Raw genomic sequence first — 21,071 nt, forward strand, 5'->3', positions numbered from 1 at the left:
TAAGGTAAACTATAGGGTAGATGAAGTTTTGGAGGTTTCTATGGCAAAAATGACAGTTCTTAAATATCCCGACGAACGTTTACGTAAAGTCGCACAGCCCATTGCGAAAGTAGACGATTCTATCCGTGCGGTTATCGATGATATGTTCGAAACGATGTACGACGAACAAGGTGTCGGACTGGCGGCAACGCAAGTAGACGTGCATCAGCGTTTGTTTGTTGCTGACTGCAGCGAAGATCAAAATGAACCACTGGTTTTTATTAACCCGGAAATCACCAAAGCAGAAGGTCATTTTAAAAATGACGAGGGCTGCCTGTCGTTTCCAGGCGTTTACGCCAAAGTTGAACGGGCCGAAACTATTACGGTAAAAGCGTTGGACAAAAATGGCGAAGCGTTCTCACTGAATGCAGAAGGCTTACTGGCTATTTGTATCCAGCACGAAATTGACCATTTAAACGGCAAGCTGTTTGTCGATTACCTATCGCCATTGAAACGTGAGCGCATTCGCAAAAAACTGGAAAAAGAGCAGCGCTTAGCTGAAAAATTTGCGTCGGAAGCCCAATAATGCGCATCGTTTTTGCCGGAACGCCTGACTTTGCGGCACAGCACTTGTCGCATCTTTTAGACACCGACTTTGATATTGTCGGTGTCTATACCCAACCTGACCGCCCGGCTGGGCGCGGAAAAAAGTTACAGCCTAGCGCCGTTAAGCAGCTGGCTGAAGCTAATCAGTTACCCGTATTTCAGCCCGAGTCGCTGAAAACCGAGGAAGCACAGCAACAGCTCCAGGCATTAAAGCCGGATGTCATGATTGTTGTCGCTTATGGTTTACTATTGCCGCAAGCGGCACTCGATATTCCGGTCAAAGGCTGCCTGAATGTTCACGGCTCTCTGCTGCCAAGGTGGCGCGGCGCAGCTCCTATTCAGCGAGCGATATGGGCGGGCGACACTGAGTCCGGCGTTGCGGTTATGCAAATGGAAGCAGGATTAGATACAGGCCCCGTACTACTGGAAAAGCGCTGCGCAATTGACCCTAACGAAACCTCCGCATCGCTTTATAAGAAGCTGGAAGCGCTTGGTCCACAAGCGTTAGTTGAAACTCTGAAAGAGCTAGACGCATATCAGGCGAACGCAAAAGTACAAGATGATACACAGGCCACTTATGCGAAAAAGCTCAGCAAAGCAGAAGCGAGAATCGACTGGAATGAGTCTGCTGCTTTTATAGAACGATGTACTCGCGCATTTACTCCTTGGCCGGTGAGCTGGTGCGAGTCAGGCCAATTGGGTGAACAAAAAACCATAAAGGTCATTGAAGCAGAGATTGCACAAGGCGCAAACCGAGCAACACCGGGGACGATTGTACAAACGTCTAGCGACGGTATTGATGTTGCCACGGGTGATGGTGTTTTGCGAATCACCAAAGCACAAATGCCAGGTAAGAAGCCTCAGCCAGCCGCAACACTCATTAACGGTTATGCCAAGGTTTTTACTGAAGGCTTACAGCTATTATGAGTGAATCAAATAAAAGTGAAAGCAAGGGTTCAGGCGCAGCGAGCCGAGCAGCTGCAGCAACTGCGCTTTTTCAGGTATTGGAAAAAGGCGAGTCATTATCCACTGCGCTGCCAAACGCCACCTCAAAGCTCTCCCCACCGGACAAACGTTTAGCAAGTTCAATTAGTTACGGCGTGTTGCGCGTCCTTCCTACGTTAAACAACCTTATTGGCGCTAAGCTTCAGCAGCCGCTTAAAGGCAAGTTGAAAGTCCTGCATTACCTGTTGTTGGTCGGTGCCTATCAGCTCTATTGTCAGCGTATCAAAGACCACGCGGCAGTGAGCGCAACGGTTGAAGCGGCCGCTGTATTGAAAAAACGCAATAACAAAGCGCTTATCAACGGAGTGTTGCGCCAACTATTGCGAGAAGCGCCTGACGCCGATGAAAACTTTGAGCGCCACTTACCTGAAGATAGCACTCACAATCACCCTCGTTGGTTGGTACAACAGCTTGAAAGTGACCACGGCGATAAAGCGACATCCATTCTCAGGGAAAATAACCAGCACCCTCCGATGTGGCTTCGCGTTAACGAGCGCCAATTCTCCCGCGATGACTATATGGCGCAACTGAAAAGCCAGGGTATCGATGCGGTGCCAGACACGGAAGCACGTAACGCGATTAAGTTGCTAACGCCATGCCCAGTCGATAAGTTGCCTCAATTTCATGACGGCGCTGTGTCGGTGCAAGATCGCTCGGCACAGCTGGCCGCTGACTATCTTAATGTGGATAGCAGACACCGAGTACTCGACTGCTGTGCCGCGCCGGGCGGAAAACTTTTACACTTATTGGAAAGGCACTCGTTCGAACGCCCGGTTCACGCTGTCGAACTCGACGCAAACCGTATAGAACGCATTAACGAGAACTTAGCGCGCCAGCAACTTTCAGCAGAAATTCACTGTGCGGATGCGGCCGCCCCGTCAACGTGGTGGGACGGCAAGCCTTTTGACCGCATATTATTAGATGCGCCCTGCTCTGCGACTGGCGTAATTCGTAGGCACCCGGACATCAAATGGCTTCGAAGACAAAGTGATATCACCGAGCTTGCTGAACTGCAGGGCAACATACTGAACGCACTATGGGAAACACTGACTCCCGGAGGAGAACTCCTTTACGCAACCTGTTCAGTAATGCGGGAAGAGAATCAGTCTCAGATAGAGACTTTCCTAAAACAACACAGCGATGCTACTCTCATACCCATAGAGCCGAATCAGACCATGGTTCAAGTTTTACCGGGTGATGCTGACGGCGACGGCTTCTTTTACGCGAGACTCAAAAAAGCACAATGAAAATAATCATACTGGGCGTTGGTCAGGTTGGCGGTACGCTGGCTGAAAACTTAGTCGGTGAAAAGAACGATATCACGATTGTCGACACAAACGCCGACCTATTGGATGACTTACAGGACAAATACGATTTACGTGTCGTTGCAGGCAACGGCGCCCACCCTGACGTTTTAAGACGCGCAGGGGCGGACGATGCTGACTTGCTCATTGCGGTGACCAGTAGCGATGAAACCAATATGATTGCCTGCCAGGTCGCCTACTCCATTTTTAATACGCCGAAGAAAATAGCGCGTATTCGCTCAGAAGAGTACATTCGTTATAAAGACCAGTTATTTCATAATCAAGACGCGCCCGTCGATAACATCATTTCACCTGAACAGCTTGTTACCAATTACATTAAACGTTTAATTGACTACCCTGGCGCACTGCAGGTTATGGAGTTTGCCGGCGGTCGAGCGTCTCTTGTCGCCGTCAAAGCTTACTATGGTGGTAAACTTGTCGGCCATGCTATTTCAACCCTGCGCGAGCACATTCCCAATATCGACACTCGTGTTGCCGCTATTTACCGTCAGGGCAAACCCATCCGCCCAACCGGCACAACAGTGATTGAAGCGGACGATGAGATTTTCTTTATTGCCGATACTCGACACATTAGCACGGTAATGCAGGAACTTCAGAAGCTTGAAGGCAAGTATCGCCGGATTATGATTGTTGGCGGCGGTAATATTGGTGCCGGTTTAGCAAAACAGCTTGAAGATGACCATCGGGTGAAGCTGATTGAGCGTTCTGAGACACGCGCCGAAGAGTTGTCTCAGCGTTTAGAGCATACTCTTATATTCCGGGGCGATGCGTCTGATCAAAAGCTTTTAGAAGAAGAGCACGTTGAAGATATTGATGTATTTATTGCTGTCACCAACGACGACGAAGCGAATATCATGTCGGCCATGCTGGCTAAGCGTATGGGTGCTCGCAAAACCATGGTACTTATTCAGCGCAGTGCTTATGTCGATTTGGTTCAGGGCGGAGAAATCGATATTGCGATTTCTCCGCAGCGCGCAACGGTATCGGCGCTACTGACTCACGTCCGTCGAGGCGATATTGTTAACGTTTACTCGCTACGAAAAGGTGCCGCTGAAGCGATTGAAGCCATTGCGCACGGCGACGAGGACACCTCAAAAGTAGTGGGGAAAGCCATAAAAGACATCAAATTACCACCAGGCACCACCATTGGCGCAATTGTACGTGGTAACGAGGTGCTTATGGCGCACAGTGAAACCATCATTCACTCAGACGACCACGTTATTCTGTTCTTGCTCGATAAAAAATACATCGATCAGGTAGAAAGAGTCTTCCAACCCAGTGCCATGTTCTTCTAGTCGATGGGCTCATACGGGCGCAACTGTACGCGCCCTTGTGTGGCAGCCTGTAGTTTTTCTTGTAATTCATTCACTTTCGAAGGCTCTAGCCGTACTTCCTGAGCAATAATATCGCTGTATTCCGCTTCCCAAACTTCTGCATCATAGCGTTCAAAAAGCTGTTCGACGGCCCCTTGATCGGTATAGTCAAAGCGTATTGAGAACGACTGTTTATACACCAGGGTTTCCGTTTTTATATCAGGCAGCGCTTCACACACGGCGTCTTTATAGGCTCGTTGAAGACCTCCCGTGCCTAGCTTTGTCCCTCCGAAATACCGAACAACAACAGCCGTTACCTGTCCTATAGCGACGTCACACAGTGCCATCAACATCGGTCGACCAGCTGTTCCTGACGGCTCGCCGTCATCGCTGTAAGCATAGCCATGACTGTCCTCGGGGTGACCAAACACTGACGCGGTACAATAGTGACTCGCTTTTGGGTAGCGTCTTTTAATTGCCTCTTTAAAGTCCAGTGCGTCTTCTTGTGTTTTTGCCGGACTTAAACAGGCAATAAAGCGACTGCCTTTCACCTCAATTTCTGCTTCAGCGCCTTCTATGACGATTAAATAATTCTCACCCGACAACGTCAGTTCACCTTCAATTTAAAATCTTTCAGCTCAGTTCGACGCGTTAAGTTATCATTTTTCTCCCGGTAAACAACAATGTTGTCTTCAATACGAACACCACCGTAAGGACGAAATTCGTCCACGCGTTTCCAGTTAATCAGGTGCGTTTTATTCGACGACGCCAGCTTATTCAGTAACGGCTCAATAAAGTAGATGCCGGGCTCTATGGTATAAACCTGCCTCGCTTCAACCGTACGGGTTGTCCGCAGCGTTAGTTGTCCTTTTGGTGAAGGAATAGGCGTGCCGCGTTCGTCGGCTTGGGCAGCACCGACATCATGGACCTGTAGACCGAGCGGGTGACCTAGTCCATGCGGAAAAAACACCGTAGTGATGCCATCTTCAATCATTTGTTCAGGGCTGCAACGGACAAACCCGAAGGCAAATAACAGGTTCGCGATTTGCTCATGGGCAAGTCTGTGCAAATCAGGAAAACTAACGCCCGGTTTTAGCTTATCTATCAGCGCTAACGTAATTTGATCAATCGCCGCAATAAGCTCTTCATATTCGTTATGCTCGTACGACCAAGTACGAGATATGTCCGCCGCGTAACCACAGACTTCCGCCCCCGCATCCACCAGCATTGACCGCAACGGGGTTTTATTAGCCGTGGCCAGTTGCCAATGATGTAGAACGCTGGCATTCTCATTCTGCCCAATAATATGGCCGTAAGGGACTTCGTTCTGACCCTGCCGGGTTTCTGACATATAGCTTAGCAAGCACTCAAATTCCGAGGCGCCTTCAGCGAAAGCCTCTGCTGCCGCAATATGTCCTCTTGCCGCCAGCGCGTTTGCTTCTTCCAGACACGCCAATTCGTAGTCTGTTTTAAATAATCGATGGTAATGAAAAAAGTGCAACACTGGGTCGGGGTTTATATTGTCAAAACCAAGCGCTTTAGCCACCTCTATGTGTTCACCGATATAAGCGGCGTGTTTTTTGTCATAAGGTAGAAGGGTTTCAATAGCCTCTGGCGTTTTCAGATGTTCCACGTGGAACGCCCGTATCCAATCTTCAGACTCCACCGACTTGACCGTGTGCCAAAAGTCATCCGCTGCCAACAGCACCAATGTCGGTTTCGTCTTAGATTGAACAATTACCCAAGCGTTGGGCAATTGTGTTTCTGGGCACCAGGCTTTGAAATGAGGGTTCGCTCTGAAGGGATAGTTCATGTCATCCAGAAACCAGCGCTTCTGCTGTCCCGAATGAATGGCCAATAATTCTAAGTTTTCGCGCTCTAACAAACGCTCTGCGCGCTTTTGCAATTCATCAATGTGGCTTTGAAACAACCGCCATAAACCGGCCGATGCGATCATATAGTTGTCCTATTCTGAACCAACAATTTTCATGTCTATTACGTCTTCAAATAAGTTATCTTCTTTACCACCCAGCATTCGATAAATTTGTTGATAACTTAATACCGCTTTAACGTAATCTCTTGTTTCATAATAGGGTATTGTTTCAATCCATGCATCTGCTTCCATCGGTTCTTCTGGCAACCACTCCCTAACACGGTAATAGCCCGCGTTATAACTTGCGGTAGCCAACAGCCAGTTATTCTCGAAGCGATGTTTTAGACGACCTAAATAATAGGTGCCTAAGCGCACATTGACCGACGGGTTATTAAGGCGGCGCCAATTCGAATTACCATCAAGCTTTTTAGCGGTGCTCGGTAATATTTGCATGAGCCCTCGAGCGCCGGCACTTGAGTATGCATCATGCCGAAACGCACTTTCTCTACGTGTAATAGCCAGTGCCCATTCTTCATCGATTCCTGCCGCTTGAGACGCTCGACTTAAAATTCCCTGATACGCAAGGGGGAAGCGAATACCCACAGCGTCAAAGTGTCCAATTTGCGCGAGTGTCCAAATGGCCTGATCGTGCCAACCCCACTCACTTGCTAAGTACGCAGCGACTTTTTGCTCTTCACCATCAAGCTGCGTCAGTAAATGATTCCATTCGCGGCGTGCGTCCACCCATCGCTCTAATTGAATAAATTCATAAGCTCGCTGGACACTGGGATGACTTCGCACCTGCTCAAGCTGAACCACGCTGACTTCCAGCTTTTCCTGCTCTAAGCTGATTGGCTTTTGTAAACGAGCGGCGGAGAGAAAGCCATAGTAATGTCGTTCATCTGACAGGTCTTCATAAAGCTGTTGCGCCGCTAAGTCATTCCCCAGCTTTTCTTCGCTCCTGGCTAACCAGTAGCGCCACTGATTCCCCTGCTTTATGGCCATCGGCAACGCGTTGATAACCGCTTTTAAACCTTGAAAATCGTTGTCCTGTATATGAACAGCCAGTCGCCACTGCAATACTCGTTCGTTAAGGGCTTCCGGTGGAACCCGCGAATGCCATATTCGCGCTTCTGGGTGGTCGTCCAAGCTAAGAGCCACCGCAAACTCTTCGGCAATCTCTGCCAGCTGCTCTTCGCTAAATGGGAGGCTGTCTTTCAGCTTGTTGTACGCTCTAAGAGCGATGTTTTCGTCCCGCCAAATCAACTTTTTTAAACCAAAGGTAGCGATTTCAGCTTCACGCGAGGGATAACGGCCTTTAAACCAATTTGAGTCTTCTATCGCTGCAGGGGAATAGCGTACTTTATGATAAAACTCGCCCAAATATTGCTGAAGTTTCGGTAGCAGCCCTGTTAAGTAGGGAATTAATGTTGCGTTGCCACTGGTGGCGGCCAACCGCAACCGTTCCCAAACCATCTCGTCTGTTCGTCCACCCAGCTCTGTCCACTCTTTTAAGATCGGATCACACGCCTGAGGCAAAGAGAACCCATGCTGCCAAATCGCGTCGACTTGTCGCTTAAAGGGACCCTCTTCAAGCCCTTCTTCACGGCGAGCATGAATAAACTGGCAACGATGTGTCAGCGTACCTGGGTGCCTGAAGTCACGAATAAAGCGTTTGTTCTCACCTTCACTGGCCAGATAACTGAGCCAGGGTTGGCGTAACTGCCAGTCCAGAGGGGTGCCTTCATAGGTTTCTAAAAACTGAAGCACTCTGTCTTCATTCGCCAAATACCCCACCTGTTCTAGCCGAGTTAGCTCTAAGTAAGGCTTTAGCGGATAACCGTCTAGTTCCTGAAGTAACTGCCGGTATTCGTTTAAGCGCCCTCTTTTGGCGGCATATTCCGCCTTTTTGAATAACTCGCGCTGCTGCTCTCGCTGTTCTGAGCCCATAGTCTCTGTTACCGCAGGCTCTGCATGCAAGACCCCGCCCGCAGCAATTGCCCAAGCGAAAATAAAAGGCCGACTGTAACGAATGATAAACGATTGCTTCTTCATTAATTCAAACGCATGTTTAAATAACCGTTGAAAAATTAGCGTATTCGCGCCAAACTCTCTCTACCTTAACCCAAAGCTATAACAGAATCAGTTTCTTTACAGCAACAAATTAATGGAAGTCGTGGGAGACCCAAGATGATCTATCAAGGTGAAAGCATTCGGGTCGATTTTATCGAACCAGGTTTCGCAGAATTACAATTTGATGCGAAAGGCTCGGTTAATAAATTCGACCAGGCAACATTAGAAGAATTCAGCGAAGCGCTGACAAAACTTAAAAATACCGATGACCTGCGTGGCGTCATTGTCACCAGTAGCAAGTCGACCTTTATTGTCGGCGCTGACATTACAGAGTTCCTGACACTATTCTCTGATCAGGAAAAAACCCGCAGCTGGGTAGCAAAAGCATCGCGTGTATTTGACCAATTGGAAGACCTGCCAGTACCAACAGTTGGTGCGGTTAAAGGTTTCGCGTTAGGCGGTGGTTGTGAAGCCCTATTAGCCTGTGACTACCGTGTAGCAGACACCACAGCAACCATCGGTCTGCCAGAAGTTAAGCTGGGTCTTATCCCGGGCTTTGGCGGCACCATGCGTTTACCACGGGTGATTGGTCCGGACAACGCTTTGGAGTGGATTACTACCGGCAAAAACAACAAAGCAGAAGACGCCCTTAAAGTGGGTGCTGTCGATGCGGTTGTTGAACCAGAGAACCTGACAAAAGCGGCGTTGAATTTAGCAAAAGCTGCTGCTGCCGGTGAGCAAGACTGGAAAGCGAAACGTCAGCCGAAGTTAGATCCGTTAAAAGCGAACGACACCGAATTAATGATGACGCTGGTTACTGCTAAAGGAATGATTGCGGCAAAAGCAGGCAAGCATTACCCGGCGCCACACAAGGCATTAGAAGCCATTGAAAATGGTGCCCGCGAACATCGCGAAGGCGCATTAAAAGCGGAAAATAACGCGTTCTTTGACTTAACCCAAACTGACGCTTGTCAGGCTCAAGTGGGTATCTTCCTGGCCGATCAAGCCGTAAAAGGTAAGTCGAAGAAATACGCGAAAGCTGCAACAAAAGAAATTAAAACGGCCGGTGTTTTAGGCGCAGGCATTATGGGTGGCGGAATCGCTTACCAGTCAGCGCTTAAAGGTGTTCCTGCTGTCATGAAAGACATTAAGCAAGACGCACTGGATCTGGGCATGAAAGAAGCTGGTAAGATCCTGAAGAAAGGCGTTGAGCGCGGCAAAGTGAACAACGAGAAGATGATTAAAGTCTTGTCGTCTATTACTCCAACCCTGCTGAACGAAGCCGTTAAAGACGTTGATATTGTCGTAGAAGCCGTTGTTGAAAACCCAAAAATTAAAGGCTCGGTGCTGGCAGAAATTGAAGGTGTCATTGGTGACGACGCTATTTTAACGTCAAACACCTCAACCATTTCGATTACTGAACTGGCTAAAAACCTGAAACGCCCTGAAAAATTCTGCGGTATGCACTTCTTCAACCCGGTCCACAAGATGCCGTTGGTTGAGATTATTCGTGGCGAAAAAACCTCAGACGAAACCGTTAATGCGGTAGTCGCCTACGCATTGAAGCTCGGCAAAACCCCTATCGTTGTAAATGACTGCCCTGGGTTCTTAGTAAACCGAGTTCTATTCCCTTACCTGGCAGGCTTTGCCGGTATGGTTGATGAAGGCGTTGACTTCGTCGGCATCGACAAGGTTATGGAGAAGCAGTTCGGTTGGCCGATGGGTCCTGCGTACTTAAGCGATGTTGTCGGCATCGACACCGCAGACCACTGTACGGTAGTTATGGAAGAAGGCTTCCCTACCCGCATGAAACGTGACACCTCAAGCGCTATTGCCAAACTGGCAGCGGCTGAGCGTTATGGCCAGAAAAACGGTAAAGGCTTCTACGTATACGGTACCGACAAAAAAGGTAAGCCAACCAAAGAAGCGGATCCAGCTACTTACGAATTACTCGGTTGTGAGCAAGGCAAAAAGCTGGACGCAGACGAAGTCATTGCCCGCTGCATGATCCCAATGGTGAACGAAGTCGTTCGCTGTCTGGAAGAAGACATTGTCGGCTCTGCTGCCGAAGCAGACATGGCATTACTTTACGGCTTAGGCTTCCCTCCATTCCGAGGCGGTCCCTTCCGTTATCTGGAAACAGTGGGTATCGACAACTTTATTCAACTGGCAGACAAGTACGCGCACCTGGGTGAAATTTATCAGGTTACCGACGGCATGCGCGAAATGGCTAAAGCCGGTAAATCTTACTTTGACACAACCAGCGCGAAGTAAGGCTTGAGGAGGTTATTAAAATGAAAGACATCGTCATTGTAGATTGTATTCGTACGCCAATGGGGCGTTCAAAAAATGGTGTTTTCCGCCATACTCGCGCCGAAGACCTCTCAGCTGCGCTGATGAAGGGCTTACTTGAGCGTAACCCTGAGGTTGACGTTGAAGAGTTGGAAGACATTTACTGGGGTTGTGTGCAACAAACCTTAGAACAAGGTTTCAACATTGCGCGTAACTCAGCACTGATTGCAGGTATTCCGCATAAAGTAGCCGGCGTTACGGTTAACCGTCTGTGTGGCTCTTCAATGCAAGCACTGCACGACGCTGCACGCGCTATTATGAATGGCGACGGCGAGGTTTTCATGGCCGGTGGTGTTGAGCACATGGGTCACGTACCCATGACTCACGGCATCGACTTTCACCCGGGAATGAATAAGTCTGTAGCAAAAGCGTCGGGCAGCATGGGTATGACCGCTGAATTGTTGTCTCGTAAATTCGGTATTACCCGTGAACAACAAGACGAATTCGGCGCTCGCTCTCATAAGAAAGCGCACGAAGCGACCGTGGAAGGCCGTTTTGCAAAAGAGATTTATCCAATTAACGGGCACAACGCCGACGGTGAGCTGGTACGTGTCACTGAAGACGAAGTGATTCGTCCGGAAACCACTGCGGAAGGCCTGTCACAGCTTCGCCCGGTGTTTGACCCTGCCAACGGCACGGTAACCGCAGGTACCTCGTCAGCCTTGTCTGACGGCGCAGCTGCCATGTTGGTTATGTCGGCTGACAAAGCCAAAGAACTGGGTCTCAAACCACGCGTTAGGATTCGCTCAATGGCGGTTGCAGGCTGCGATCCTTCCATTATGGGTTATGGACCAGTACCGGCCACCGAGAAAGCGCTTAAACGTGCTGGTGTGTCTATTGACGACATTGACGTTGTCGAGTTGAACGAAGCCTTTGCCGCACAGTCTCTGCCTGTTCTTAAAGGCTTGAAGCTGTTCGACAAAATGGAAGAGAAAGTGAACCTAAACGGCGGTGCTATCGCTTTAGGTCACCCATTAGGCTGTTCTGGCGCACGCATCTCAACGACGCTGATCAACCTGATGGAAGAGAAAGACGCAAAACTTGGCTTAGCCACCATGTGTATTGGCCTTGGTCAAGGTATTGCTACTGTCTTCGAACGCGTTTAAAAGAAACAGCAAAATTAGAGCGGTTTAACACTTTAACCGCTTTGAGGAAGGGGTGAGCGAAGGCTCGCCCCTTTTTTTTGTCAGAAGATACTCAGAAACACGCCGTGAACCTATCTCTGGGGGCTTGTCTGCAGCCATCCATGGCTGCAGACAGTTTCTGACTATTTCCCACCAACAAACAGCGGTGTAATCCATCACTCCCCCCTCACCTCTTATGCGCGAAAGTGTTAAACTCTCCGTTAATTTCACTTAATTTATTAACGCTAATGACTCAAATTACCTGCGACAAAGAACTCGATACCCTTGGCCTTAAATGCCCAGAGCCAGTCATGCTGGTAAGAGCGGCTATTCGTAAAATGGAAGTTGGTGAGGTGTTATTCATTATTGCGGACGACCCCGCAACAACCCGGGATATTCCGGGCTTTTGCGAGTTTATGGAGCATGAATTAGTGGGCTCTGAAACCGAAGATATGCCTTACCGGTACTGGGTTAGGAAGTCCCACTAAGAGCCTGACGCTTGGGTGTCAGGCTTTATCTTTATTTAAGTACATTTCCCAGAACTCAGCCTGACCAACATCCCCGAGCTCGTAAGGTTCAAAGCCAAAATTTTTGTACGCTTGCTTGGCTCGGTCGTTATTTTCCAGTACTTCCAGTGTCAGCTTCACGCAGCCACGAAATTCTGCCAGTGTTTTCACTTCTTCCAGCAGTTTACGGGCAACTCCTTTACCTCTGTATTCCGGTATAACAGCTATGTCATGAATATTCATCAGCGGCTTAGCAGCGAATGTAGAGAAGCCTTCCACACAGTTAGCAACGCCAACCGGAGTATCCCCGTCGTACGCCAACAATGAAAAAACATGATCTCTTTTTGCCATTTCATCTATCAGGTTTTCTTTCACTTCTTCAGAAATACCTTCTCCGCCACCCATGGGATCTTTAGCATAGGCGTCAAGCATTGCGATAACCGCGCTGCGATGTTTGGGATTGCTGTAATCCGCTAATGTTATATCAATCATTCTTCCTTCGCTCTTTTAACAACGTTTTACAACGTAAATTGCTTCATTTGCTGTACGACAGGTTCGTAACAATGACAGCTAACAACATGGTCGTTAACCATACCAACTGCTTCCATAAAAGCATAGCAAATGGTGGGGCCAACGAACTTGAATCCTGCCTTTTTCAACGCTTTAGCCATTGCTCTGGAGGCTTCATTTTCGGTGGGAATTTGCGCTTGTGTCTTATAACTGTTGATAACAGGTCTTCCACCAACAAAAGACCACAACCACCGACCAAAGTCTTCGCCTTGTTTTTCAAGCGCTAAATACGCTTCGGCGTTGGTAAATATGGCATCGATTTTTTTCTTACTGCGAATAATATCACGGTTGGTGTAAAGCGCTTCCCGATGTTCGTCACTCATTGCCACAATAGCCTGTGGGTTAAACTTTAAAAAGGCGTTTTCATAACCCGCTTGTTTGCGCAAAATGGTTATCCAGCTAAGACCTGCTTGTTGGCCGTCCAGACACAACTTCGCAAAGAGTTCTTGCGATTCTCGTACCGGCCTTCCCCAGACATTGTCATGATAAGCTCGGTAGTCATCGGCCGATTCACACCACGAACACCGCTCCGGCTGATTATTTGTCATGCCATCCCCTATAACCAAGGCGCTTCAGAGGGTATAATCTACGCATATTTTTCGACCATCGGTCAACCACAAATAACAAAGCAGAGAACGCGTATGTCGAAATACGATGTAAAAACCTTTCAGGGGCTTATTCTAGCCTTACAAGATTACTGGGCTCAGCAAGGCTGTGCCGTGGTTCAACCTCTGGATATGGAGGTGGGCGCCGGTACATTTCATCCAATGACCTTTCTGCGTTCAATAGGGCCGGAGCCGGCTAGCTTCGCTTACGTACAGCCTTGTCGTCGCCCAACTGACGGACGCTACGGCGAAAATCCGAACCGTCTTCAGCATTACTATCAGTTTCAGGTCATTATGAAGCCGTCGCCAAAAGACATTCAGGCGCTTTATTTGGGTTCCCTGGAAATGCTCGGTTTTGACACTTTGACGCATGACATACGCTTTGTGGAAGACAACTGGGAGTCGCCAACACTCGGCGCCTGGGGCTTAGGTTGGGAAGTTTGGTTGAACGGTATGGAAGTTACCCAATTTACTTACTTCCAGCAGGTTGGCGGACTAGAGTGTCGCCCGGTTGCCGGCGAAATTACTTACGGCCTGGAACGCCTGGCGATGTACATTCAGGGCGTGGACAGCATTTACGACTTAGTTTGGACAGACGGCCCACGTGGCAAGATCTTATATCGCGATGTTTTTCATCAAAATGAAGTTGAGCAATCCACTTATAATTTCGAGTACGCTGATGTCGATGTGCTATTTCAGCGTTTTGAAGACTGCGAAAAAGAATGCGAATTGCTGATAGAAAAGGCCCTGCCTCTGCCAGCTTATGAGCAAGTCATGCGAGCCTCTCACGCATTCAACTTATTGGACGCCAGACACGCAATTTCCGTGACCGAAAGACAGCGTTATATATTGCGGGTACGTACCATGGCTAAGGCTGTTGCTGAAACTTATTATCAGGCACGAGAAGCGTTAGGCTTCCCGATGGCCGACAATAAAGCCGAAGACTAAGGAGAGCATAGCTGTGAATAAAGACAATTTACTGATTGAATTAGGCACGGAAGAGCTTCCTCCAAAGGCTTTGAAAGCATTACGTGACAGTTTTAAGTCGGGCATACAAGCCGGTTTAGAATCGGCTGAGCTCTCTTTCGAAAGCATAGAAGCTTATGCGACACCGCGTCGTTTAGCGGTGCTTGTTAATCAGGTAGAGACAGAACAACAAGACAAAGTTGTTGAAAAACGAGGTCCTGCAGTTAACGTTGCCTTTGATGATGCAGGCAACCCAACCAAGGCAGCAGAAGGATGGGCTCGCTCTAATGGTATTACGGTTGACCAGGCTGAGCGCTTAAAGACCGATAAAGGCGAATGGCTACTTCATAAAGCCACGGTTAAAGGCCAGTCTTTAACGCAATTAGCGCAAGAGTTTATTGAGTCAGCGATTAAGACACTACCGATTCCTAAGCCCATGCGCTGGGGCGACAGTACGGCTCAATTTATTCGTCCGGTGCACACACTGACCGTCATGCTTGGCGGTGAACTGATTGATGCCGAAGTACTGGAAACCAAAAGCGCCCGCTTTATTCAAGGTCACCGTTTCCATTCACCGGAAGGTTTCGAGCTCGACCACGTTGATAACTACCTAAGTAAGCTGCGTGAAGCGAAAGTGATTGCTAACTTCGAAGAGCGCATTGATATTATCCAGTCCGAAGTTACGCGTTTAGCAAACGAACTTGGTGGTCGCGTTATTCAGGACAATGATTTAATCGAAGAGGTTGCTGCATTAGTCGAGTGGCCAGTTGCTTTAACGGCAAGTTTCGATAAAGGCTTTTTGGATGTACCTAAAGAGCCGCTTATTGTCACCATGAAAGACGATCAACGTTATTTCCCGGTCGAGGACAATAACGGTCAGTTACAGCCGCAGTTCATATTCATTACGAATATAGAAAGCCGCGACCCACAGCAAATCATTCATGGTAATGAGAAAGTTATTCGCCCTCGCCTGGCTGACGCTCAGTTTTTCTTTGAGTCCGACAAGAAGCAGCCTCTTGAGGCGCGGGTCGCTAAACTCGATTCGGTTCTTTTCCAAAAGCAACTTGGCAGTATTGGCGACAAAGCTCGTCGTATTGCTGAATTGGCAGAGAAAATCGCGTCACTTCTTAAAGCGGACGCTCAAGCCGCTAAGCGCGCCGGTCTGCTGTGTAAGGCTGACTTGGTTTCCGATATGGTCTCAGAATTCCCGGAAACACAAGGCGTTATGGGAAAACATTACGCGCTTAATGATGGCGAAACAGCCAGTGTTGCAGAGGCTATAGAGCAACACTATTGGCCTCGTTTCTCAGGGGACCATTTACCTCAAAGCAAAGAAGCATGCGCTGTTGCGCTTGCGGATAAGTTAGATACTCTGGTCGGTATTTTCGGTATTGGCCAAGTGCCTAAAGGTGACCGCGACCCATTCGCTCTGCGCCGAGCTGCGCTTGGGCTTTTACGCACATTGGTCGAGCGTGACTTAGCACTCGACTTAAATGAGCTTTTAGCGGCCTCTGCCGACGGTTTTGGCGATAAACTATCTAACCAAGCGGTTAAAGCGGATGTCTTCGACTTCCTACTCGGACGTTTCCGCCCATGGTATCAAGAGCAAGGCATTTCCGTTGACGTCATTCAGGCGGTGCTTGCTCGCTCACCGTCAAAACCGGTTGATTTCGACAAGCGCGTTAAAGCCGTTGAAGCTTTTAAATCGCTGGATTCAGCAGAGAGCTTAGCTGCCGCAAATAAGCGCGTAGGTAACATACTGGCAAAATCCAAGGAATCAATAGACGGTCAGGTTCAACCAAGCCTTTTACAAGAAGCGCCTGAAAAGGCCTTGTATCAGTTGTTAGACGAAACAGAGAAAACCGTTAAGCCGCTCATTCAGGACGGTAACTACACCGATGCCCTGACGCAACTGTCTAACCTGAAAGAGCCTGTCGATGAATTCTTTGAGCACGTTATGGTGAACGCTGAAAAGAACGATATTAGGCTTAACCGCCTGAACTTACTGTACCGTTTACGACAACTGTTCTTAGAAATAGCGGATATTTCATTACTGCAGTAACTGTTTAGAAGATAAAGAAAAAGGCGGCTCCGGAAACGGTAGCCGCCTTTTTTGTATCAAAAGTAACAGACTAAACGTCTAAGTTTGCGACTTTAAGCGCGTTAGATTCAATGAAGGCTCGACGTGGTTCTACTTCGTCCCCCATAAGGGTCGTAAACAACTGATCCGCTCCTATCGCGTCTTCAATCGTTACCTGAAGCATACGACGCGTTTCTGGATCCATGGTGGTTTCCCAAAGTTGGTCTGGGTTCATCTCTCCCAAACCTTTATAACGCTGTACGTACAAACCACGTTTAGATTCACTAATTAACCACTCAACCGCATCCACAAAGTGATCGATTGGTTGCTTCTTATCGCCACGAAGTACATAGCCGCCCTCTTCAACCAACGAATCAATTTCTTCGCCGAGCGTTACGATTTGTTCGTAGTCTTTCGACATTAAAAACTCGTAATTCAAAGGATAGTCAGTATCGACACCGTGCTGACGAATTGTGGTTGTTGGCAGCCACATTTGACGCTCTTCGTCTTCATGCAATGACATCTTGTAGCTGGCTGAATCCACTTCACGAGCAGTTAAATCATCATTAAGTGTCTTAACCCAACCTTCCATATAGCTTTTGTCTTTTAAACGCTCGTCAGTCAAACGAGGCGCATAGAATAGACGCTGAAGGAACCTCTCAGGCATACGACGACTTAAACGCTTAATGTTTTCTTGCGCCATCTGATAACCATTTACTAAGTTTTCCAAGCGTTCGCCCGATATGCCTGGTGCTGTCTCATTGACGTGCAAGGAAGCATTATCCAGCGCTAGACTCGTTAAGTAACGAATAAGTGCTGGGTCATCTTTTATGTAGACTTCCTGTTTACCCTTTTTCACTTTATAAAGCGGAGGCTGCGCAATATAAATATAGCCACGCTCGATAATCTCAGGCATTTGACGATAGAAGAACGTCAACAGCAGCGTTCGAATGTGAGAACCATCGACGTCGGCATCGGTCATGATAATGATGCGATGATAACGCGTTTTATCCGGATCATACTCGTCGCGGCCAATACCACAGCCCATAGCCGTTATCAGCGTCCCAACTTCTGCAGAAGAAAGCATCTTGTCGAAACGTGCTTTTTCAACGTTTAGGATTTTACCTTTAAGCGGCAGTATTGCCTGATTCTTACGGTTACGACCCTGCTTCGCAGAACCACCTGCCGAGTCACCCTCCACAATATAAAGTTCAGAAAGTGCCGGGTCTTTTTCCTGACAGTCAGCTAATTTCCCGGGCAAGCCAGCGATATCTAATGCGCCTTTACGACGTGTCATTTCGCGGGCTTTTCGTGCCGCTTCACGTGCTCTGGCCGCATCAATAATTTTATTAATAATGAGTTTGGATTCAGTTGGATTTTCTAACAGATAGTCTGCCAACTGTTCATTCATCGCTTGCTCAACAGCCGATTTAACTTCAGACGACACTAACTTGTCTTTAGTTTGCGAAGAAAACTTCGGATCTGGCACTTTCACAGAAATAATAGCGGTCAAACCTTCACGGGCGTCATCGCCAGTCGCCGATGTTTTTGTCTTCTTGGTGAAGCCTTCTTTTTCCATATAGGCATTCAACGTACGCGTCAATGCTGCACGAAAACCGGCTAAGTGAGTACCACCATCTCGCTGAGGGATGTTATTCGTAAAGCAGTAAATATTTTCCTGGAATGAATCATTCCATTGCATGCTGACTTCTACCGATATGCCATCTTCTCTTTCTGCAGCAAAATGGAAAGCTTTTTCATGAATAGGCGTTTTATTCTGATTCAGATAGTTAACAAACGCAGCTATACCACCTTCGTATTTAAAGAGGTCTTCTCGGTCATCACGCTCATCACGCAAACGGATACCGACTCCAGAGTTTAGGAAGGAAAGCTCACGCAAGCGCTTAGCTAAAATATCGTAATGGAAAACAGTATCACTAAAGGTTTCAGCGCTCGGCCAAAACCGCAGTTCTGTACCGGTCGAGTCAGTTTCACCGACAGGGGTAACATCACTTTCCGGCTCACCCATATGGTAAGTTTGCTCATACACTTTGCCTTGGCGACGTATTGTTAGTTGTAGCTTCTCTGACAACGCGTTAACAACAGAAACACCAACGCCGTGCAAACCACCGGATACTTTATAAGAGTTATCGTCGAATTTACCACCGGCATGTAACACCGTCATAATAACCTGGGCCGCCGACACGCCCTCTTCTTCGTGAATGTCGACAGGAATTCCACGGCCATCATCTTTTACTGACACGGATCCGTCAGAGTGAATGGTGACGAGAATTTCTGAGCAGTGACCAGCCAAAGCCTCATCAATAGAGTTATCGACAACCTCAAAAACCATGTGATGCAGACCCGTACCGTCGTCCGTATCGCCGATATACATCCCTGGACGTTTACGAACTGCATCCAATCCTTTAAGGACCTTAATACTCGATGAACCGTAGTTATTTTCTTCCATAGTTATTATCTCGATATCATTCGTTTATTGCCCCATGTTCCACGTGGAACATTTTGGGCGATTTTTGAAATTTATCCGACAACTGCTTACCAGTAATCGCTGTGACAAATACTTGCGCATCTAGTTGTTCAAGCTGTTGGCAAAACAATCGCTGATTTTCTGCATCCAGTTCAGATGTCAGATCATCAACCAAATAAACACAGGACTCATTTTTCATCGTCTGAAAGTGTTTTCCCTGCGCTAATTTCAATGCTGAAACCAGCACCTTTAACTGACCGCGCGACAAACGATGTTTTACATCCACCCCATCTGCCAAAATTTTAATATCCGCTTTATGCGGACCTACCGATGTAAAGCCGTATTTCTTATCTTTGTCTGTATGGCTTTCTAAGGCCGAAAAAAGTGACTGGGTACTATCCCACCCTTTTTTTAATCGAACCTCGATTGTAACATTTGAGAGGAAAGATTTCGCTAATTCTTGTATATAATCCGCCAGTTCTTTCAAATAATTTTCACGGCTGACCGTAATAAGCTCGCCATAATGCGAAAGCTGCTCAACCCAATATTTATCCTGATTTGCGGAGGCCGAGTATTGCTTTAATAAACTGTTTCTTTGTTTCAGTATCTGAGTGTAAGACACCCAATTTCGATAAAACGAATGTTCCACGTGGAACACTCCCCAATCTAAAAATTGGCGCCGTAAACTTGGTCCTTCTAAAAGAATGTCTACAGACTCAGGCGTCAACAGTTGAACGGGGACTAAGCGAGCCACCTCTGACATTTTTGTTGCGTTTGTATTATTCAGTCGCAGCGTTTGCTCACCCGCGGTTGTCCTTCTAACGCCAATTGAGTGATTTTCTGTACGGCAGAAAATCGTAAATTGCTCAGCGCTTTCATTAATAAGCTGCCGAAATCCACCGGGTCGAAAAGACCGCCCAAAACCCAATAAGTAAATTGCTTCTAAAAGACTCGTTTTACCAGACCCATTACTGCCGGTAATTAAATTGATATGTCTATCAGGAGAGATGGCCACTTCCTGGAAGTTTCGGAAGTGGCTTAAATTGAGCGAGTTTATAAACATCTAAACAGATATTACAAACGCATTGGCATGATAACGTAACAGCAAGACTCGTCGTGTTGAGGCTCTATCAACGCACTGCTATTAGAATCCGAAAGCGTGAAAGACACCTGCTCTTCATCAATATTATTCATTACATCAAGCAAATAGCTAACGTTGAAACCAATTTCCAAATCATCACCTTGGTAGTCAACTTCGATAATCTCTTCAGCTTGCTCTTGCTCTGGGTTGGTTGCTGTAATGCAAAGTTCGCCCGAGCTCAGGTTCAAACGAACCCCTCTAAATTTCTCGTTAGACAAGATTGAAGCACGACTGAATGCCTGCTTAAGTGTGTCTCTATCAGCAATAACAACTTTGTCGCCGCCGCTTGGAAGTACGCGACGATAATCAGGGAAGCGCCCATCAACCAATTTACTGGTAAACATCAGCTCAGGTGTTTCAACACGAATATGATTATTGCCAATCGATACCGTTACTTCGTGTTCATCTTCGCCCAATAAACGAAGCAATTCCACCACCCCTTTCCTCGGCACAATTACCTGGCGCTGAGTTAAACCGGGTTGATCAATAGCGCAAGTGCTCATAGCCAAACGGTGTCCATCAGTAGCGACTGAGCGAAGCATACCGCTATCTGTCTCAAACAACATACCATTTAAGTAATAACGAACATCTTGGTTTGCCATAGAGAAGTGCGTTTTCTCCATTAAGTCTTTCAAAATGCCCTGCTCTGTTACGAGCTGAATGTCGCTTTTCCAATCGTCAATATTAGGGAAATCATCCGCAGAAAGTGTACTCAGCTTAAATTTGCTTCGACCGGATTTTACCGTGGCGCTATCACCCTCAGCGGTAAACTCAATCACTGAACCATCGGGCAAACTACGGACAATATCGACTAATTTCTTTGCCGGCACCGTTACCGATGCGTCCAAATCCGCCGATTCCAATGCAACAGACGACACTAGCTCAACTTCTAAATCCGTGCCGGTCAGTTTCAATTGCCCGTTTTCAACCTGCAACAATAAGTTGGCAAGAATTGGTAACGTGTGACGTCTTTCTACTGCGCCACTCACTACCTGAAGCGGCTTTAAAAACGCATCGCGATTAATAGAAAATTTCATGACTCATTCCCCTGTAATGACGACATGC

Annotated in this window: 17 protein-coding genes; 9 read left to right on the forward strand and 8 right to left on the reverse strand. The window is 47.6% G+C overall.

The annotated features are described in order from the left end of the window. Positions 1 to 40 precede the first annotated feature (40 nt). From def to trkA, 4 genes are read left to right on the forward strand one after another with little or no spacing between them, the layout of a single operon-like run. Positions 41 to 565, forward strand: a complete 525-nt coding sequence (gene def / locus CEW91_RS12190) for a peptide deformylase (protein ID WP_088769299.1) — start codon at positions 41 to 43, stop codon at positions 563 to 565. Continuing rightward, a complete protein-coding gene (fmt, locus tag CEW91_RS12195) occupies positions 565 to 1,512 on the forward strand; it encodes a methionyl-tRNA formyltransferase (RefSeq protein ID WP_088769300.1) in 948 nt (315 codons plus the stop codon). Before def ends, fmt begins: the two co-directional genes overlap by 1 nt. Further along, positions 1,509 to 2,837 (forward strand): 16S rRNA (cytosine(967)-C(5))-methyltransferase RsmB, encoded by a 1,329-nt coding sequence (gene rsmB / locus CEW91_RS12200; RefSeq protein WP_088769301.1) that lies wholly within the window; start codon positions 1,509 to 1,511, stop codon positions 2,835 to 2,837. Before fmt ends, rsmB begins: the two co-directional genes overlap by 4 nt. Then, complete coding sequence (gene trkA / locus CEW91_RS12205) at positions 2,834 to 4,210, forward strand: Trk system potassium transporter TrkA (protein ID WP_088769302.1); 1,377 nt, start codon at positions 2,834 to 2,836, stop codon at positions 4,208 to 4,210. The genes rsmB and trkA overlap by 4 nt, the downstream gene beginning before the upstream one ends. Here trkA and CEW91_RS12210 read toward each other — a convergent pair. The 3 genes from CEW91_RS12210 to CEW91_RS12220 are packed head-to-tail and all read right to left on the reverse strand — an operon-like array spanning position 4,207 to position 8,156. Continuing rightward, positions 4,207 to 4,833 carry a YigZ family protein gene (locus CEW91_RS12210; RefSeq protein WP_088769303.1) on the reverse strand — a complete coding sequence of 209 codons (627 nt, stop codon included), beginning with the start codon at positions 4,831 to 4,833 and terminating at the stop codon, positions 4,207 to 4,209. The genes trkA and CEW91_RS12210 overlap by 4 nt on opposite strands. A gap of 2 nt (positions 4,834 to 4,835) precedes the next feature. Beyond that, a complete protein-coding gene (gene pepQ, locus CEW91_RS12215; RefSeq protein ID WP_088769304.1) occupies positions 4,836 to 6,185 on the reverse strand; it encodes a Xaa-Pro dipeptidase in 1,350 nt (449 codons plus the stop codon). A gap of 9 nt (positions 6,186 to 6,194) precedes the next feature. Beyond that, positions 6,195 to 8,156 (reverse strand): transglycosylase SLT domain-containing protein, encoded by a 1,962-nt coding sequence (locus tag CEW91_RS12220; protein ID WP_088769305.1) that lies wholly within the window; start codon positions 8,154 to 8,156, stop codon positions 6,195 to 6,197. A 135-nt stretch (positions 8,157 to 8,291) separates the two neighbouring features. Here CEW91_RS12220 and fadB point away from each other — a divergent pair, with 135 nt between their 5' ends. The 3 genes from fadB (at position 8,292) to tusA (ending at position 12,138) form a co-directional block, all read left to right on the forward strand. Beyond that, positions 8,292 to 10,448, forward strand: coding sequence for a fatty acid oxidation complex subunit alpha FadB (gene fadB / locus CEW91_RS12225; RefSeq protein ID WP_088769306.1), 2,157 nt, complete (start codon positions 8,292 to 8,294; stop codon positions 10,446 to 10,448). A 20-nt stretch (positions 10,449 to 10,468) separates the two neighbouring features. Next, positions 10,469 to 11,632 (forward strand): acetyl-CoA C-acyltransferase FadA, encoded by a 1,164-nt coding sequence (gene fadA, locus CEW91_RS12230; protein WP_088769307.1) that lies wholly within the window; start codon positions 10,469 to 10,471, stop codon positions 11,630 to 11,632. Positions 11,633 to 11,898: 266 nt separating this feature from the next. After that, positions 11,899 to 12,138 carry a sulfurtransferase TusA gene (tusA, locus tag CEW91_RS12235; RefSeq protein WP_088769308.1) on the forward strand — a complete coding sequence of 80 codons (240 nt, stop codon included), beginning with the start codon at positions 11,899 to 11,901 and terminating at the stop codon, positions 12,136 to 12,138. Between the two features lie 18 nt (positions 12,139 to 12,156). On the opposite strand, the gene CEW91_RS12240 is transcribed toward tusA, so the two are convergent. Then, positions 12,157 to 12,648 carry a GNAT family N-acetyltransferase gene (locus CEW91_RS12240; protein ID WP_088769309.1) on the reverse strand — a complete coding sequence of 164 codons (492 nt, stop codon included), beginning with the start codon at positions 12,646 to 12,648 and terminating at the stop codon, positions 12,157 to 12,159. Positions 12,649 to 12,674: 26 nt separating this feature from the next. Further along, positions 12,675 to 13,274 carry a DNA-3-methyladenine glycosylase I gene (locus CEW91_RS12245; protein ID WP_088769310.1) on the reverse strand — a complete coding sequence of 200 codons (600 nt, stop codon included), beginning with the start codon at positions 13,272 to 13,274 and terminating at the stop codon, positions 12,675 to 12,677. Positions 13,275 to 13,367: 93 nt separating this feature from the next. Between CEW91_RS12245 and glyQ the strand changes: the two genes are divergently transcribed. Next, the gene (glyQ, locus tag CEW91_RS12250; RefSeq protein ID WP_088769311.1) at positions 13,368 to 14,279 is read left to right on the forward strand and encodes a glycine--tRNA ligase subunit alpha; all 912 of its coding nucleotides are present in this window, start codon (positions 13,368 to 13,370) and stop codon (positions 14,277 to 14,279) included. A gap of 13 nt (positions 14,280 to 14,292) precedes the next feature. Then, positions 14,293 to 16,359, forward strand: a complete 2,067-nt coding sequence (gene glyS / locus CEW91_RS12255; protein WP_088769312.1) for a glycine--tRNA ligase subunit beta — start codon at positions 14,293 to 14,295, stop codon at positions 16,357 to 16,359. Positions 16,360 to 16,429: 70 nt separating this feature from the next. On the opposite strand, the gene gyrB is transcribed toward glyS, so the two are convergent. From gyrB to dnaN, 3 genes are read right to left on the reverse strand one after another with little or no spacing between them, the layout of a single operon-like run. Continuing rightward, positions 16,430 to 18,847, reverse strand: a complete 2,418-nt coding sequence (gene gyrB, locus CEW91_RS12260) for a DNA topoisomerase (ATP-hydrolyzing) subunit B (protein WP_088769313.1) — start codon at positions 18,845 to 18,847, stop codon at positions 16,430 to 16,432. 16 nt (positions 18,848 to 18,863) lie between these two features. Next, entirely contained in the window at positions 18,864 to 19,928 is a 1,065-nt protein-coding gene (recF, locus tag CEW91_RS12265; protein ID WP_088769314.1) for a DNA replication/repair protein RecF, read from the reverse strand. Positions 19,929 to 19,939: 11 nt separating this feature from the next. Next, entirely contained in the window at positions 19,940 to 21,043 is a 1,104-nt protein-coding gene (gene dnaN, locus CEW91_RS12270) for a DNA polymerase III subunit beta (RefSeq protein ID WP_088769315.1), read from the reverse strand. Positions 21,044 to 21,071 lie beyond the last annotated feature (28 nt).

It is taken from the genome of Idiomarina piscisalsi (assembly GCF_002211765.1).
Classification (GTDB): Bacteria; Pseudomonadota; Gammaproteobacteria; order Enterobacterales; family Alteromonadaceae; genus Idiomarina; species Idiomarina piscisalsi_A.

What these genes read in the sequence shown, in the direction of transcription:
- CEW91_RS12245 (WP_088769310.1), bottom strand. Translation starts at nt 13,274, where the DNA reads ATGACAAATAATCAGCCGGAGCGGTGTTCGTGGTGTGAATCGGCCGAT.
- gyrB (WP_088769313.1), bottom strand. Translation starts at nt 18,847, where the DNA reads ATGGAAGAAAATAACTACGGTTCATCGAGTATTAAGGTCCTTAAAGGA.
- recF (WP_088769314.1), bottom strand. Translation starts at nt 19,928, where the DNA reads ATGTTTATAAACTCGCTCAATTTAAGCCACTTCCGAAACTTCCAGGAA.
- fmt (WP_088769300.1), top strand. Translation starts at nt 565, where the DNA reads ATGCGCATCGTTTTTGCCGGAACGCCTGACTTTGCGGCACAGCACTTG.
- tusA (WP_088769308.1), top strand. Translation starts at nt 11,899, where the DNA reads ATGACTCAAATTACCTGCGACAAAGAACTCGATACCCTTGGCCTTAAA.
- trkA (WP_088769302.1), top strand. Translation starts at nt 2,834, where the DNA reads ATGAAAATAATCATACTGGGCGTTGGTCAGGTTGGCGGTACGCTGGCT.
- CEW91_RS12220 (WP_088769305.1), bottom strand. Translation starts at nt 8,156, where the DNA reads ATGAAGAAGCAATCGTTTATCATTCGTTACAGTCGGCCTTTTATTTTC.
- pepQ (WP_088769304.1), bottom strand. Translation starts at nt 6,185, where the DNA reads ATGATCGCATCGGCCGGTTTATGGCGGTTGTTTCAAAGCCACATTGAT.
- def (WP_088769299.1), top strand. Translation starts at nt 41, where the DNA reads ATGGCAAAAATGACAGTTCTTAAATATCCCGACGAACGTTTACGTAAA.
- CEW91_RS12240 (WP_088769309.1), bottom strand. Translation starts at nt 12,648, where the DNA reads ATGATTGATATAACATTAGCGGATTACAGCAATCCCAAACATCGCAGC.
- fadA (WP_088769307.1), top strand. Translation starts at nt 10,469, where the DNA reads ATGAAAGACATCGTCATTGTAGATTGTATTCGTACGCCAATGGGGCGT.
- glyQ (WP_088769311.1), top strand. Translation starts at nt 13,368, where the DNA reads ATGTCGAAATACGATGTAAAAACCTTTCAGGGGCTTATTCTAGCCTTA.
- dnaN (WP_088769315.1), bottom strand. Translation starts at nt 21,043, where the DNA reads ATGAAATTTTCTATTAATCGCGATGCGTTTTTAAAGCCGCTTCAGGTA.
- fadB (WP_088769306.1), top strand. Translation starts at nt 8,292, where the DNA reads ATGATCTATCAAGGTGAAAGCATTCGGGTCGATTTTATCGAACCAGGT.
- rsmB (WP_088769301.1), top strand. Translation starts at nt 1,509, where the DNA reads ATGAGTGAATCAAATAAAAGTGAAAGCAAGGGTTCAGGCGCAGCGAGC.